General features: G+C 39.7%; 13 protein-coding genes. 6 read left to right on the top strand and 7 right to left on the bottom strand.

Annotation, left to right across the window (positions count from 1 at the left end):
- Positions 1–53 precede the first annotated feature (53 nt).
- Together ilvM and ilvG are read right to left on the bottom strand one after the other, a co-directional pair.
- Positions 54–296: an acetolactate synthase 2 small subunit gene (gene ilvM, locus H4J46_RS13180; protein ID WP_182233915.1), complete on the bottom strand. Its 243-nt coding sequence runs from the start codon at positions 294–296 to the stop codon at positions 54–56.
- Positions 297–1,961 carry an acetolactate synthase 2 catalytic subunit gene (gene ilvG, locus H4J46_RS13175; protein WP_182233914.1) on the bottom strand — a complete coding sequence of 555 codons (1,665 nt, stop codon included), beginning with the start codon at positions 1,959–1,961 and terminating at the stop codon, positions 297–299.
- Between the two features lie 511 nt (positions 1,962–2,472).
- On the opposite strand from ilvG, the gene H4J46_RS13170 reads away from it, so the two are divergent.
- Positions 2,473–3,996 carry a YifB family Mg chelatase-like AAA ATPase gene (locus H4J46_RS13170; RefSeq protein ID WP_182233913.1) on the top strand — a complete coding sequence of 508 codons (1,524 nt, stop codon included), beginning with the start codon at positions 2,473–2,475 and terminating at the stop codon, positions 3,994–3,996.
- Between the two features lie 18 nt (positions 3,997–4,014).
- On the opposite strand, the gene H4J46_RS13165 is transcribed toward H4J46_RS13170, so the two are convergent.
- Together H4J46_RS13165 and ilvY are read right to left on the bottom strand one after the other, a co-directional pair.
- Positions 4,015–4,863, bottom strand: a complete 849-nt coding sequence (locus H4J46_RS13165; protein ID WP_182233912.1) for an aspartyl protease family protein — start codon at positions 4,861–4,863, stop codon at positions 4,015–4,017.
- Positions 4,864–4,944: 81 nt separating this feature from the next.
- A complete protein-coding gene (ilvY, locus tag H4J46_RS13160; protein WP_182233911.1) occupies positions 4,945–5,820 on the bottom strand; it encodes an HTH-type transcriptional activator IlvY in 876 nt (291 codons plus the stop codon).
- Between the two features lie 172 nt (positions 5,821–5,992).
- Here ilvY and ilvC point away from each other — a divergent pair, with 172 nt between their 5' ends.
- Together ilvC and H4J46_RS13150 are read left to right on the top strand one after the other, a co-directional pair.
- The gene (gene ilvC / locus H4J46_RS13155) at positions 5,993–7,477 is read left to right on the top strand and encodes a ketol-acid reductoisomerase (protein ID WP_182233910.1); all 1,485 of its coding nucleotides are present in this window, start codon (positions 5,993–5,995) and stop codon (positions 7,475–7,477) included.
- Positions 7,478–7,572: 95 nt separating this feature from the next.
- Entirely contained in the window at positions 7,573–7,890 is a 318-nt protein-coding gene (locus tag H4J46_RS13150; protein WP_182233909.1) for a pyrimidine/purine nucleoside phosphorylase, read from the top strand.
- Positions 7,891–7,962: 72 nt separating this feature from the next.
- Here H4J46_RS13150 and proB read toward each other — a convergent pair whose 3' ends face one another.
- Complete coding sequence (gene proB / locus H4J46_RS13145; RefSeq protein WP_182233908.1) at positions 7,963–9,072, bottom strand: glutamate 5-kinase; 1,110 nt, start codon at positions 9,070–9,072, stop codon at positions 7,963–7,965.
- A gap of 434 nt (positions 9,073–9,506) precedes the next feature.
- Between proB and H4J46_RS13140 the strand changes: the two genes are divergently transcribed.
- Together H4J46_RS13140 and H4J46_RS13135 are read left to right on the top strand one after the other, a co-directional pair.
- Entirely contained in the window at positions 9,507–10,412 is a 906-nt protein-coding gene (locus tag H4J46_RS13140) for an acyltransferase (RefSeq protein WP_182233907.1), read from the top strand.
- Positions 10,412–11,677 (top strand): mechanosensitive ion channel family protein, encoded by a 1,266-nt coding sequence (locus tag H4J46_RS13135; RefSeq protein WP_182233906.1) that lies wholly within the window; start codon positions 10,412–10,414, stop codon positions 11,675–11,677. Before H4J46_RS13140 ends, H4J46_RS13135 begins: the two co-directional genes overlap by 1 nt.
- On the opposite strand, the gene tesB is transcribed toward H4J46_RS13135, so the two are convergent.
- Complete coding sequence (gene tesB / locus H4J46_RS13130) at positions 11,661–12,518, bottom strand: acyl-CoA thioesterase II (RefSeq protein WP_182233905.1); 858 nt, start codon at positions 12,516–12,518, stop codon at positions 11,661–11,663. The two genes, H4J46_RS13135 and tesB, sit on opposite strands and share 17 nt — an antisense overlap.
- A 320-nt stretch (positions 12,519–12,838) precedes the next feature.
- Between tesB and H4J46_RS13125 the strand changes: the two genes are divergently transcribed.
- Positions 12,839–13,000 (top strand): hypothetical protein, encoded by a 162-nt coding sequence (locus H4J46_RS13125; RefSeq protein WP_182233904.1) that lies wholly within the window; start codon positions 12,839–12,841, stop codon positions 12,998–13,000.
- A 131-nt stretch (positions 13,001–13,131) separates the two neighbouring features.
- Here the strand turns inward: H4J46_RS13125 and H4J46_RS13120 are convergent, their stop codons facing one another.
- A complete protein-coding gene (locus tag H4J46_RS13120; protein WP_182233903.1) occupies positions 13,132–14,967 on the bottom strand; it encodes a tetratricopeptide repeat protein in 1,836 nt (611 codons plus the stop codon).
- Positions 14,968–15,367 lie beyond the last annotated feature (400 nt).

The following is a 15,367-nucleotide window of genomic DNA, read 5'->3' as shown; positions in this document are numbered from 1 at the left end:
AATTTGATACTTATTAGCTGTGGTGATCAGTTTTAAGCAAGCGATATGCGCTGCTATGATGCGTGATTGTCTATCTTGACTTCTTTGATGTCGATCAGTTTATTAATTTGATCCACCAAAAGTTCAATCGGACGTTCGCTTCTGACCAATAACTCAATGGTGCCTATGTTAGTACCCGTGTTAACTTTTGCGTTTATACCATTGATTAAAAAACCGCGATAGCGAGTCACTTGTAAAATGCGCTCAAGTACCACCTGCTTATCATCCGCTGTTATCATTAATTGATAATTATTCATTTAGGTACTCTCCATCATTTTATCGTTAGCAGTGTTCGGCGGTACCAGTGGCCAGACATTTTCTTGTGCATCAATTTTAACTTGTAACAAGTAAGGCCCGTCATGCTCAAGCATTTCTTCGATGGCAGCGCTTACTTGTGACTTTTTGGTGATCATTTTTGCTTTAATATCAAAGGCATTGGCTAGCATAATAAAGTCAGGGTTATCAGCTAAATCGGTTTCACTTAATCGACCATTGAAAAATAGGTCTTGCCATTGGCGCACCATGCCTAACTTGGCATTATCAATAAGTACAATTTTAACAGGCAATTGAAAACGCTTAATCGTTGACAACTCCTGCACATTCATCATAAAAGAGCCGTCACCGGAAACGGCAATAATACAGTCTGTTGGCCGACTCACTTGTGCGCCCACTGCTGCGGGTATACCAAAGCCCATGGTTCCCATACCGGCACTGGTTAAAAAGTTACTTGGGTCATCAAACACCATGTGCTGTGCTGCCCACATTTGATGCTGTCCAACATCGGTTGTTACACAGCTATTTTTTGGCATTTTATCACTAATTTCTTTTAACACGGCAGGCGCAAAAATTAACTCTCCTGGATGGTTATAATCCCAAGCAAAGTTGTTATTCATCTCGTGACAGACGGCTTGCCAAGGTTTGATGGCTAATGGAATAGCTAGCGCAGGTAAATTAACCTTTAAGTCGCCTAATATTGATGCATCAGCAATTCTTCGCTTATTAATTTCTGAGGTATCAATATCAAAATGAATCACTTTCGCATGTGGCGCAAATTCATTTAATTTACCCGTAACGCGATCATCAAAACGTGCCCCTACGGCAATCAACAAATCACATTCTTGTACCGCGATATTCGCCGCCTTAGTACCATGCATACCCAACATGCCAAGGTAATTTTCATCTTCAGGGTCAATGGCGCCTAAACCTTTGAGGGTGGAAACGCTCGGCAAACCTGTTGTTGTAGCAAAATCTCGTAACTCGTCGATAGCATTGGCCATGCCGACCCCACCGCCGACATAGAGAATAGGTTGCTTGGCTTGATTTAATAAGGCGATAGCACTACCCACGTTGGCGGGCGGTAATTTCACTTTGTTTTCTAAGTTGACTAATTTATCTAAACAGCGGTTAACTTCTGTGATTTGAATATCTTTAGGAATATCAACTAATACTGGCCCTTGTCTGCCTTCTAGCGCAATAGCAAAGGCTTGGTGTAGCACTTTTTCTAAATCATTAATATCGGTAACTTGAAAAGAGTGTTTAGTACAGGCAAGTGATAAACCAAAAATATCAATTTCTTGAAAGGCATCAGAGCCCATAGCAGCCGTGGCTACCTGCCCAGTAATGGCAACAATAGGAATTGAATCTGCTAAGGCATCAGCCAGGCCGGTGATCAAGTTAGTCGCGCCTGGACCTGATGTGGCAAAGCAGACACCGACTTTACCGGACGCTCTGGCGTAACCTACGGCAGAAAATGCCGCACCTTGCTCATGTCGACACAAAAAGTGCTCCACTTTACTATCGTAAAGCGCATCGTAGATTGGCATTATTGCGCCACCCGGGTAGCCAAAAACATGCTCAACGCCATGCTGCTCTAGCACGTTAAATAATAAGCCTGCGCCGGTTAATTTCTTTTCATTGGTCATGTCTTTGTTTTACTATGCACTCACATTTTATTCATGGGTTGTATATTTTCATAATACCCTGAAACTATGTTGTGATGTACAAGTATGCTCCCAAAAGTTAATAATGTTTATGCGCTACGCGCGTTTTAATAACGACAAACCCCCCGGTCCTTGCGAAGCGGGGGGTTTGTTATTTTAAGATTTTTTATTTTCTTTAGCTCAACAATTACCCCCGCGGCGATTTAAGAATCACCACGATGAGGACGTTAATAATCATTGAACTATATTGTTTCATATTAATCTGTATTTTCTTTCAGTTAATTTAACTGCTAGTAATGTCTAGCCTATTTAAATTAGTACCATAGCTCGAATAACAAGCGCAAGTGTTTTTGTTATAGCTTTTTAGTTAAAACTATCTTCTTAGTTATAACTGTCATTTTGTCTCTGCGTTATTAGTGGCTTTATTTTTCGCGAAAACGACATTATTTAGCTACACTTGCGAAAAGTAATTGTTAAAATAAAATGGATTTTTATGGCTTTAGCCTGTGTTTTCAGTCGAGCTCGTGTTGGACTTGAGTCGCCCTTAGTCACGGTAGAAGTGCATTTAGCAAATGGCTTACCAGCATTTAACATTGTTGGCTTACCTGAAACATCGGTTAGAGAAGCCAAAGACCGTGTGCGTAGCGCCATTATTAATTGCGGTTATGAATTTCCTGCTAAGCGCATTACGGTAAATTTAGCGCCAGCCGATCTGCCCAAAGAGGGCGGTCGCTTCGATCTGCCCATTGCCATAGGCATTCTTGCCGCCGCTGCTCAGCTTCCTGAAGCCGATTTAAACCAATATGAATTTGCTGGTGAATTAGCCTTGTCGGGTGAGCTTCGCGCTATTATTGGTGAAATACCTATGGCAATGGCTTGCAAAAAAAGTGGCCGAACACTGGTAATACCGACGGTAAACGCCGAACAAGCGAGTTGGGTACAACAAGTAAAAATATTAAGCCTGTCACATTTAAAGCAACTCTTTCCACATTTTCTAAAACAACAAAGCTTGCCACTTGTTCAAACAAGAATGCTAAAAACCTATATAACCAAGAGTGTGCATGATATTGCCGACGTTGTTGGTCAACCATTGGCTAAGCGAGCGCTAGAAATTGCCGCCAGTGGTCGTCATAACCTATTATTTATTGGGCCTCCTGGTACAGGGAAAACCATGCTCGCCAGTCGATTGCCTGGCATTTTACCTCCTATGACCGAGCAGGAAGCGTTATCCAGTGCCGCTATTCAATCGATTTGCCATGAAAATATTAGTCCTGAATCGTGGTTGACACGACCGTTTCGTGCGCCACATCATACAGCATCTTCAGCTGCCCTCGTTGGTGGCGGCAGTTATCCGCAGCCAGGTGAAATTTCATTAGCCCATAACGGCGTACTCTTTCTCGACGAATTACCTGAATTTGAGCGCAAAGTACTCGACGTTTTACGCGAGCCGATGGAATCTGGCGAAGTCACCATTTCACGTGTATTGGTCAAACAAACTTTCCCCGCACAGTTTCAACTCGTTGCTGCTATGAACCCAAGCCCAACCGGATTTTACAACGACAAGCGCAGTACACCAGAGCAGGTTTTACGTTACCTCAATCGCCTTTCTGGACCATTTTTAGATCGTATTGATATTCAAATTGAAGTCACTAGGTTACCACGAGGCATGTGGGCTAACGATGATGGCAAGGGTGAGTCGAGCAGCACTATTCAAAAACGGGTCAGCATTTGCCACCAAAAACAAATTTTACGCCAAGGTAAGGCAAACGCACAACTCAGTAGTGCTGAAGTTAGAAGCTTCTGCCAACTGGTCCCTGATGATAATGAATTTTTAGAATTAGCGATTGAAAAGCTCAATCTATCGACCAGAGCACATCATAAAATACTAAAAATTGCTAGAACACTGGCCGATATGGAAGCGCTCGAGCTTATCGAACGCAAACACTTAATCGAAGCCTTATCGTATCGCGCTATGGATAGAATATTACGCCATTTAACCGACGCTATTGCACTATAAGAATGGAGCTTTTAATCTTTAAGGTGCAACGATGTGCATATGGCCTCCTTGGTAATCAAGGGTAACAATGAAATGTTTAAGCACATCATAACCAAGTAAGCCTTTAATATTTTTCCCCTTCATACGACTGCCAAGCTGACGACCTTGAGAGGAAAGGTTAGCTGATTGGTTTTTACCAGGCACATTAGTGAGTACATTTTCTAATTCATAGGGGCCAATTTTGATGACTGGCAGGCGAAATACTTGATGAATACCTGAAGCATTGACGCCATTAGAGATACCATCTTTTATCTCAAATTTACTCAACCAATCAAAATGCTGGACTGTTGTTCTTTTCAACATTAGCCCTCCAGAATTACCGGTATCTAGTACTAACCAGACAGTATTCTCATTATTAAGTCGCACATTGACAATAGGTTGTCGTGAATATTTGTCAAATTGCATTTTAACATTGGCGAGTTTTTGCAGGTTAATTGCGTCATGGTTAATTAGCCGTATTTTTTTCTTGGGGTAATCAAGTTGCACAACAAACTTGCTGAAAAAACCAGCGCCCAGTAAATTAACCGGCACGTTATTATAAGTTTTTCTGGTTTTAGTGTCATAAACGCCCTGGACCTTAACTTTTCTTCCTGTGCTAAATTCAAGGCCATTTTTTTGCATAAAGGCACTATTAATACTATTAACTTGTGCTCCGGTGTCAAGTATGGCGTAACCGTCAATACCGGATACGATTACTGGAATTTTGACATGGCCATCAACTAACTTAAAATCGATCCATTCGGTGACCCCAGAGAAAGACAGAAGTGAAAAAAAACATAAAAAACTTAAGCATAAAAATCTTAGGCATAAATATCTCAACTTGAACATTGTTATTATTTCCTTATAAAATTTGTCTCACGAGATCAAAAGTAATAATACAATCACTGAGTTTACTTTTATGTGATGATTTTACTTTATCGCCTCAAAAAATGCCTGAATCAGTGGCTTTTCCTTGCTCTGGTTTAAACAGCAAATACCCAGGTCAAAGGGCTCAATTTCACCGACATCGGCTAAATATTGCACTCGGTCTTTAACCGGGCTATTTTCTACGACCACTCTTGGCACAATACCGACACCACAACCTAAAGCCACCATACTGACCAAGGCTTCATGACCCGAAACCGTGGCGTAAATATAGGCTTTACCTTGTTGTTTCTTACGAAACCAATATTCAAAACGTTTTCGTGCGGGGCCATGCTCTGGCAAAATAATTGGTATGTCAGACCAAACAAAGTCTTGCTGAATTTGCTGCTGAACTTGACACACCATCGTGGGCGCAATTACAGATAAGGGTATTTTTGCCAGATGGTGAAAAGTAAAAATGCGTGACAGCTGCTCAGGTTTAGCGGCAATGGCAAAATCAACCGCTTGCTTTTCAACCTGCTCTAATGCGTCTGCGGCGTCACCCGTTGTTAACATGATTTCAACCAACGGGTGCTGTTGTCGAAAACGTTCAAGTAATGGCGGTAAGTGACTATAAGCTGCGGTTACAGAACAATAAATATGCAACTTGCCTTGTAATTCTGCTTGTTTTTGATTCAGTGAAAGCTGTAGTAACTGCCACTGCTCAAGTTGTTGCTCAGCAAATTGTAAAAACTGCTTCCCTGCCTCACTTAACACCACAGTGCGGTTATCTCGGTGTAATAATGCACTGCCTAGTTCTAGTTCTAAGCGCTGGACTACTCGGCTTAATGTTGAAGGGCTGACGTGATGAAGTTCAGCGGTTTTACCAAAATGTAATGATCTTGCTAAATCAACAAACATCGGTAATGACTTTAATTCCACAAAAATCCTTAAAGGTAAATAGTACTGAGAAACTCTATTGCAAATGTTGCAACACTGCAATGCAAATATATCATTTTAAGCAACGATATATTTTCGCTATGATAGCGCTAAGGTCAACAAATTGACCACTTAACTAATTTTCTTGGTCAATAACCAAGTACAGGAGAGCAAAATGGCTAACTATTTCAATACATTGAGTTTACGCGAAAAACTAGCACAGTTAGGCAAATGTCGCTTCATGAATCGTGAAGAGTTTAGTGATGGTTGTAATTTCATTAAAGATTGGAATATTGTTATTGTTGGTTGTGGCGCTCAAGGCCTTAACCAAGGCCTGAATATGCGCGACTCAGGTTTAAACATCTCTTATGCCTTACGTGATGCTGCCATTGCAGAGAAACGTCAATCTTATCAGTGGGCAAGCGACAATGGTTTTACGGTAGGAACCTATCAAGAATTAATTCCACAAGCCGATTTAGTGTTAAATCTTACGCCAGATAAGCAACATACATCAGCGGTTAGTGCCGTTATGCCACTGATGAAAGAAGGTGCTTCTTTAGCTTACTCTCATGGTTTCAACATTGTTGAAGAAGGCATGCAGATTCGCTCTGATATTACTGTGGTGATGGTTGCCCCTAAATGTCCGGGTACTGAAGTGCGCGAAGAATACAAACGTGGTTTTGGTGTGCCAACACTTATCGCTGTTCATCCTGAGAACGATCCTCAAGGCAATGGTTGGGCTATTGCAAAAGCCTATGCTTCAGCAACAGGTGGCGATCGCGCCGGTGTTTTAGCCTCTTCATTCATCGCAGAAGTTAAATCAGATCTGATGGGCGAACAAACTATCCTTTGTGGCATGTTACAAACAGCCGCCATCTTGGGTCACAAGCAATTATTGTCGCAAGGTGTTGAGGCAGGTTATGCACGTAAATTATTACAATACGGCATCGAAGGGGTTACTGAAGGCTTAAAATATGGCGGCATTACTAACATGATGGACCGTCTATCTAACCCAGCTAAAATTAAAGCCTTTGATATGTCGTTAGAATTAAAAGAGATTTTACGTCCTTTATTTCAAAAGCATATGGATGACATCATCGAAGGTCGTTTTTCTGCCGGTATGATGACAGACTGGGACAACGGTGATGCTAACTTATTAAAATGGCGTGAAGAGACTGCTGAAACGTCTTTCGAAAAAGCACCAACATGTGATACTGAAATTTCTGAGCAAGAATATTACGACAAAGGTATTTTTGTGGTCGCTATGGTAAAAGCGGGTGTTGAATTAGCCTTTGATGCTATGGTTGACTCAGGTATTATCAATGCTTCTGCATACTACGAGTCGCTACATGAAACGCCGTTAATTGCCAACACTATCGCCCGCAACATGTTATACGAAATGAACGTGGTTATTTCTGATACAGCAGAGTACGGTAACTACCTATTCTCGCACGCTGCTGTACCTTTATTGGAAGGCTTTGCGAGTAAATTAACCTTAGAAGAATTGGGTGAAGGCTTAAAATCCAGCTCTAATGGTGTTGATAACGCGCGTCTAATCGAAGTTAATGAAGCTATTCGTAGCCATGGTGTAGAAGCTATTGGTAAAGAATTACGCGGCTACATGACTGATATGAAAAGCATAGTTGAAGCGAATAGTTAAGGTGTTTATTACCAGCGGTGTTGGCACATTTGGCAATACCGTTTTTTTTATCCAGCGCGAACGTGCTGTTTTAGTAAGAATAAAAGGGAAGATTAATGACACAATTCAATAACGTCAGTATTTCATCAGTGGCCAGTATTTATTTTGATGGCCAAGTGACGAGCAGAAAAGTGACTTTTGCTGATGGCTCGATTAAAACCTTAGGTATTATGATGCCCGGTGAATATACTTTTGCGACCGCAGAAAAAGAATTAATGGAAATTCAACAAGGTACGCTTAGTGTACTATTGCCAGGCAGTAACACTTGGCAAACTATTAGCGCCAATCAAGCCTTTAATGTGCCTGCCAATGCATCCTTTGATGTTAAAGTAAGTGAATTAACCGACTATTGCTGTTCGTATATTGCTGAGTAATATGCATTAGCCGTTAAAATAGCTATTAAATAAGGGTCTTTTGACCCTTATTTTTATCTCACCTAAAATATCCTATTGTTCTGAGCTTAACAGCACCATATCGTCACGGTGAATAACTACCTTACTTGGACAACAACCAAGCAGAACGGCAATTTTTTCACTTTGGCTACCTTTAATTCGCTGTAAATCTCGAGCATTATATTGGCTGATACCTTTGGCGATCTGTTGGCCATTTTTAGCATCATGTATATCAATACAGTCGCCGGCTTGAAAATCGCCGCTAACCTCAGCTAGCCCTGATGGTAACAAAGACGCTCCTTGCTTGGTTAACGCACTAACAGCGCCAGGGTCTAATAACACCTTGCCATTACTTTTTAAGGTGTGCTTCAACCAATGTTTACGGGCCCGTGTTGCCCCTTGCTGAGCGATAAAGTGCGTACCTGGGTTGTCACCACGTAAGATTTGTTCAAATACTTCGCCACGACTGCCGTTTAAGATATAAGTGTCAATACCATTTTCTACCGCTTTTTCTGCCGCTTGAATTTTTGTTTTCATGCCGCCAGTAGCCAAAGGATTGTTGGTGGCGCCAGCCATGGCATAAACTGTCTGATCGATTTTGGCGATAACAGGAATTAATTTGGCTTGTGGATTTAAGCGGGGATCTGCTTCGAAAACGCCATCAACATCACTTAAAATAAATAAACTGTCCGCTTCACTGACCAAGGCAACTAATGCCGCTAAGTTATCATTATCACCCACTTTTAGTTCTTCTGTGGCTACAGTATCATTTTCGTTAACAATAGGAATAACGCCATTGGCTAGTAATACTCTTAAAGTATTTTTTATATTAATATAACGATGGCGATCTTTTAAATCGCCATGAGTTATCAAGAGCTGACTGCATGGCACATCAAAAAAACGTTGCCAATTCGCCATCATTTTCATTTGTCCAACAGCAGCCATTGCCTGTTTAGTAGGAATTGAGGGGTTGGAAGAGCCGTGCACAATCAAATTTCTGCCCGCGGCAACACTGCCAGATGAAACCAAAATAACTTCTTTACCTGCTTGCTGGCATTGGGTAATAAAGCGAGCAATACCAAGGATATACTTACCGCTACAGCCACTGGCATCTGGAGCCACCAAAGCACTGCCAACTTTTATCACCACACGTTTAAACTTCATGATAATCCCTCTATTTTTTATTTGCTTAGCTTGCCTTGAAAAGTAGTTGTTATGCAATTCATTTATATCTATATCTGCTGTTTTCTTGTGCTTTATAGCATTAGCTCGCTTAAACCATTATTTTGCTATGTTAAAATCATAATTTACTCGGCAAAAACCCGTAGTAATAAATTTATGATGCGTTTTTAGCCAACTCGTTTGTTCTATGCTAACCCCAATGTCTATTGAAATTAGCGTCAGCCTTACTTTGCAGAACTAATGACAAATAGCATTTTTTTAGCTTTCATTACCATTTAAGCGGTACTACAAATAAAGTCAGCCTAAGTTTTTCATTGCCCATCAGACAAGTTTTTAACGATTTTTACTGAAAATAAGACTAAAACCCATTAAGATTATAAGCAGTAATTATCATCTTGAAAGTTTTGGTTTTTTATATGTTACATTTTTTACCTGGCCCAGTTATTGGCTGTATCTCTGTTATTTTTTATATTGCCAACACTATTCTTTGGCTTATACCCATACTTATATGCTCGCTACTAAAGGCACTAGTGCCGTTGAGTCAATGGCAAAAATTCTTTAGTTATTTACTGGATCAGTTGGCGAGCAATTGGGTGCTCTGCAATACCTTTATTCAAAAAGTATTCACCAAAACAAAAATAAAGGTCACGGGTTTAGAAAAGTTAAAAATGAAAGACTGGTACCTGGTGATTAGTAACCATCAGAGCTGGATTGATATCCTAGTATTACAACGAGTGTTACACGGTAAAATACCCTTCTTAAAGTTTTTTTTAAAGAAAGAGTTAATTTATGTCCCTTTGCTTGGCTTGGCTTGGTGGGCGCTCGATTTTCCTTTTATGAAACGTTATAGCCAACATTTTTTAAAAAGAAACCCTCACCTCATAGGTAAGGATATCGACACAACAAAAAAGGCTTGTGAAAAATTTAAATACAAACCGGTTAGTGTGATGAATTTTATAGAAGGTACGCGCTTTACAGCAGAAAAACATCAGCAACAGAACTCGCCTTTTCAACGACTATTAAAACCAAAAGCTGGCGGCATTGGTTTTGTCCTTCAAGCAATGAAGGGTAATCTGAGTAAAGTGGTTAACGTCACTATTTACTATCCTGATGGCACACCTAAATTTTTTGACTTTTTGTCAGGAAAAATTAAACAGGTAAATATCGCCATTGAAACTCAAGATATCGATGAGTCACTTAAGGGGGATTATGTTAATGATCGGGCTTATAAAATTAAATTTCAGCAGTGGGTTAACCAACTTTGGCTTGATAAAGACAAAAAAATTCTTCAACTTGAAGCACAAGCTAAGAAGGATATGTAATGCAGGTAATAATCACCTCATGGTTAACTGAACAAGGTGTTCATGCGCCATACATAACCTTAGGTAGCCTTGTTATTGGTTGTTTGTTAATTTTATTATTCTGTAGTATTAGTTTTTATATTGCGAAAAACTATGTGCTTGTGCTTATTCATAAATTAATTAGCACATCAAAAAATACTTGGGATGACCACTTATTTGATCATCAAGTATTTTCACGTATCTCCCTGCTGGTGCCTTTTGTCTTATTGTTATTACTTACGCCATTTTTTTTAGAGGCAGAGTCTTTGCTTGCTGTTTTTCTCATGGTATTTGCAAAAGTCGGCATTTGCTTTCAGGTTGCGCGCAGCATTAGTGCATTACTCAATGTGATCAATAGTCTTTATCAACAAAAAGCTAGCGAACGCTACTTACCATTAAATTCAACCTTGCAAGTGATTAAACTTGTGGTGTATTTAGTGGCAACAATACTGGCAACTTCGCTACTATTAGACCGTTCACCACTCTACTTACTCAGTGGTCTAGGTGCCTTAACTGCGGTGTTAATTTTAGTATTTCAAGATACGATTAAAGGTTTAGTGGCGAGTATTCAAATTTCGGCTAACAAAATGGTTGCCCCGGGCGATTGGATTGAGTTACCCAAATATGGCGCTGATGGCGATGTTATTGAGATAGGGTTAAACACAGTAAAAGTGAAGAACTTTGATAATACCGTAACAACAGTGCCTACTTATGCGTTAACTAGCGACTCATTTAAAAACTGGCGCGGTATGCTAAATTCAGGTGGTAGAAGAATTAAACGCGCTATCGTTATTGATCTTAGCAGTATTAAATTTTATAACTCAGAACAGCTTGAAACGTTAAAGTCAGTACAACTAATTGCGGGCTACCTTACTGACAAGCAAACTGAAATTTGCCAACAAGCAACGCAAGAAGTCACAGGTAATGCCAATACTGCAGCCATAATAAACACTCGACAGTTAACCAATATTGGCACCTTTAGAGCCTATATCAACGCCTATTTAAAGCAACATCAAAAGGTTCATCATGAGATGACCTGTATGGTCAGGCAACTACAAGCAACAGAGGTTGGCTTGCCGCTGGAGTTATACTTTTTCAGTAGTGACCAAGATTGGGTTAACTATGAAGCGATACAAGCCGATATATTCGACCATCTATATGCTGCCGCACCACTTTTTCATTTAAGAGTGTTTCAACACCCCAGTGGCTACGACTGGCAAAATGCCAAGGCTAACGCTGACGCATAACGCCTTCTTGCATAGTAGAGGCAACTAATAAACCTGCACGGTTAAATATTTGTCCTCTTACTAGGCCACGGCCACTGCTCGCTGACGGGCTATCAATACAGTAAAGTAGCCATTCATCTATACGAAATGGGCGATGAAACCACATGGAGTGATCTATTGTGGCCAGTTGAAAATTTGGCTGCCAGTAGCTTACTCCATGTGGAAATAAAGCCGTTGGCAAAAAAGAAAAGTCCGAAGAATAAGCTAATAAATAGGTATGGATACGAAGATCATCAGGTAAGTTACCATTAGACTTTATCCACATATGACACTTAGCGTCAGTTCTTTCTGGTTTTAGCCAGTTATACTGCTCCACGGGTCTTGTTTCGATCGGTTTTTCAGATAAAAATTTACCACGAATTTCTTCTGGAATAGACGCTTGATGGTCGAAAATAAAATCTGTATATGAATTTAACTCTTCAGGACCAGGCACCAATGGCATAACATCTTGGTGGTCAAAACCCTGCTCATGCTGTTGAAATGAAGCGGTCATGTAAAAAATAGCCTGACCATTTTGAATAGCGTTGACACGTCGAGTATTAAAGCTGCGGCCATCACGAATATTTTCTACTTGGTAAACTACAGGTTTAGTGGCATCGCCCGGTCTTAAAAAATAGGAATGGAATGAGTGCACATTATGAGTTACTGCCACAGTCTCTTGTGCTGCTGACAATGCTTGCCCCATCACTTGGCCACCAAATAAGGCTTTAAAGCCTAAATCTTGGCTTTCACCACGATAAATACCTTGCTCTATTACTTCTAGTTTTAACAACGCAGAAAGATCTTTCAATACCTGACTCATAAAAATATAACTCTAATTAATTGTGACCAATTAAGAACATTATAACCTGCTATAGCTTTAAACATAACGTACTAAATCTTTTGAAACAATATAAGTAATAAATCATCTCAGCCCATGAATAAAATGGTTAGCAAGTAGTAACAACTTAACTATTAATATTGATAAGATCTAGGCTATGTTGTTATCACTAGATACATGATATTTATAATATTATATTGTGAAATGTATCGTAACAATGTAAAAAGTAGGCTGTTGTACACACAGTTTTTGAACGAGAATTATTACTATAAAGACGTCAATATACGCCACGAAAATCAAACTTGTGGGATAAATTTTCGCTGGCACAACTTGGATATGACCTATCTTTTATTCGTCATAGTAAATCTGGCAATATCGCTATTTTGTTATGTGATGATAATGCCGCAACGATTTCTGATGATGGCGAAGTTAGGGCCTTGCCCAGTATTGTCATTAGAGCTTAGTTCAAACAGTTATCCAAATAATAGCTCCTAAGAGTAGCTTTTTTGTGGTGATTAAAAATAAATGTGTAATGATCTGCTCATACCATTTATTAAATTAACTTCCATCGCTAGAAAGTATGATTCCTACTCAGCTATTCCTTAATATCAGAACACTCACTCAATCGAGAAAGAAAAACATAGGGATCAATATCCTGAATACTAGGTGCTGCAATCGAAAAAATAACGTTGACAGAATAATTGCCTAAGTTAGCAAAAAACCGGGTTTTTATTGCCTGCTTTATGCGGGTAAATTTAATCAGTACTTGCTCTGGCGTTTGATGTGGACACAAAAACAAGTACTCCCCATCACTAATAACACCCGCATAGTCTTCGGCATCAAGATTTTCGCTAATAATGGTGGCCAGTACTTGGCTAACATCAGCTAACACTTTATGGTTAAAACGAAAATTGAGCTCTTGCCAGTTTTCAACCTTTAAATAGGCGACTGAAATATTATATTGATACTTTCTTGCCATTTTATATTGCTGTTGATACCAACGTTTAGTTTGCACCGCTTGTGTTAAATGGTTTTGGGGCAACTCTATTTCATCGTAGTGATGATTAAGGCGTTTATGATGCGCTTGAAAAAAGCAATAAATGATAAAAAGTAAGCTACAACTTAGCATGCTAGCAAGTAATATAATCCACAATTGTTGGCGATTATACTTCTCACTAAACGCTAAACTCAGTTGGCTTTGTTCCGCTAAATTCAAGGCCAATTTTTTGGCTTTATGACTGGCCGATGTAGTGATAGCCGCTAATGAATTTTTTACACTGACATTGGAATACAATGCTTGATACAGGGTGAGATAATGCTTTTGTGCCTCGATTGCCTGCTCAAATAGCTTTTGTTTGCTGTAGTAGTCTGTGAGCAATAAAAACAAAACTATTTGTTGTGGCGACAGCACGACATTTTCGGCTAAAGACTGGGCAGAGAGCAGCATAGTATCAGCTTCTGTAGGCTTATCTACAGCGTAGAGCACCCTTACTAAAGCAATTTTCGCAGATAACTTAAACCGTACTAAGTTATGCTGATTAAAAACTGCGTGGGCATTAAGCAAGCGTACTTTTGACAACGTAAACTGCTGCTGTTGATATAAGACTTGTCCTAAACCAAGTTCTGCATAGGCGACGCGAATAGGCAATTTATACTGCTTGGCAAATTGTAGCGACTGCCAAAAAGCGTTATAAGCGTCATCATATTGCTGTAATTGGTAATAGGCATTCGCGACTAAATGATAGCTGTGGGCAATACCCGCTGTTCTTGACATATCTGTACGTAATTGTAATACGTGATTAAGCAACTCTACCGCGTTGTCGTATTCTGATAAATAAAAATGCGCTTCAGCAATAATTTCTAAGAGAGTGATCTGGTCAACACTTTGCTGGTTTTGGCTCAGTAGACTTTCAACTTTAGTTAACTCTTTTACGGCCAAAGCGTAGTCATCATTTAAAGCATAAGCCACCACTGAATAAGCCAGTGCCTGCAAATGATAATTCATATTATTGGCTTGATCAGACAACCATACCGCTGTTTGTGAGGTTTCTCTTAACTGAATATATTGACCTTGAGCATAATAACCGCGGGAAATTTTCAATAATAAGTCTAAATGTAAATCGACATCAGCCTGCTCTATTGCCCTACCATCTTGGGCAAATTGCAATGCCACTGACAAGTTACCACGATTAAAGGCAACATCTGACAACAAGGAAAATGCCTTGGCAAGCCGATGACGACTGTATTTATTAGGATTGTTTACTACGGCTTGCGCAACGTCAACAACAGCTTGAGACATCAGTAACTCTTTATCTTGAAGATAATAAGCATCAAGCAATTGACGATAGTTTTTATCGCTGCTTATTGAGTTCGCTTGAGCCGTAAGCAAAAGGCAAAAATTTATTAAAATACCCAACAGCATTCGTTTCATTGAACGTTGGTTTCCTATTCTGGGGGAGAGACTGTTTATCTTTTGAGGTATAAAATTTATACCATGTAATAGTTCCAATGCAAGACTAGTTTTGTAGCAATTTTATACTCGGCCTGTCGCTTTATTTGCTTGGCTAATCACTTAATGAAATAGGCATAATATTGGCGCATATAAAAATCCACGTAGCTTGTCTGAATAATAAATAAAGTACCTTAGCTATAATCGCACTTGACGTTATAAAGCTCAAAATAAGCACAAAGCCAGTAAAAATCCAAGACAAAAAATGACGAATAAAAGTGCTGAAACCGCCACTTGTAAATACAAGCATAGCTTAGCTTAAGCTATCACCTCGTCATCATAATCTCTAGAAACTGTGTCTGCTATGTGATCCTTTGTTGCG

The organism is Colwellia sp. MB02u-6, from assembly GCF_014077095.1.
Taxonomy (GTDB): domain Bacteria; phylum Pseudomonadota; class Gammaproteobacteria; order Enterobacterales; family Alteromonadaceae; genus Cognaticolwellia.
This window is presented reverse-complemented; position numbering and strand designations above follow the sequence as displayed.

Bases quoted from the DNA above. Each gene is read 5' to 3' on its own strand.
- ilvM (WP_182233915.1), bottom strand. From the start codon at position 296: ATGAATAATTATCAATTAATGATAACAGCGGATGATAAGCAGGTGGTA.
- ilvG (WP_182233914.1), bottom strand. From the start codon at position 1,961: ATGACCAATGAAAAGAAATTAACCGGCGCAGGCTTATTATTTAACGTG.
- H4J46_RS13170 (WP_182233913.1), top strand. From the start codon at position 2,473: ATGGCTTTAGCCTGTGTTTTCAGTCGAGCTCGTGTTGGACTTGAGTCG.
- H4J46_RS13165 (WP_182233912.1), bottom strand. From the start codon at position 4,863: ATGTTCAAGTTGAGATATTTATGCCTAAGATTTTTATGCTTAAGTTTT.
- ilvC (WP_182233910.1), top strand. From the start codon at position 5,993: ATGGCTAACTATTTCAATACATTGAGTTTACGCGAAAAACTAGCACAG.
- H4J46_RS13150 (WP_182233909.1), top strand. From the start codon at position 7,573: ATGACACAATTCAATAACGTCAGTATTTCATCAGTGGCCAGTATTTAT.
- proB (WP_182233908.1), bottom strand. From the start codon at position 9,072: ATGAAGTTTAAACGTGTGGTGATAAAAGTTGGCAGTGCTTTGGTGGCT.
- H4J46_RS13140 (WP_182233907.1), top strand. From the start codon at position 9,507: ATGTTACATTTTTTACCTGGCCCAGTTATTGGCTGTATCTCTGTTATT.
- H4J46_RS13135 (WP_182233906.1), top strand. From the start codon at position 10,412: ATGCAGGTAATAATCACCTCATGGTTAACTGAACAAGGTGTTCATGCG.
- tesB (WP_182233905.1), bottom strand. From the start codon at position 12,518: ATGAGTCAGGTATTGAAAGATCTTTCTGCGTTGTTAAAACTAGAAGTA.
- H4J46_RS13120 (WP_182233903.1), bottom strand. From the start codon at position 14,967: ATGAAACGAATGCTGTTGGGTATTTTAATAAATTTTTGCCTTTTGCTT.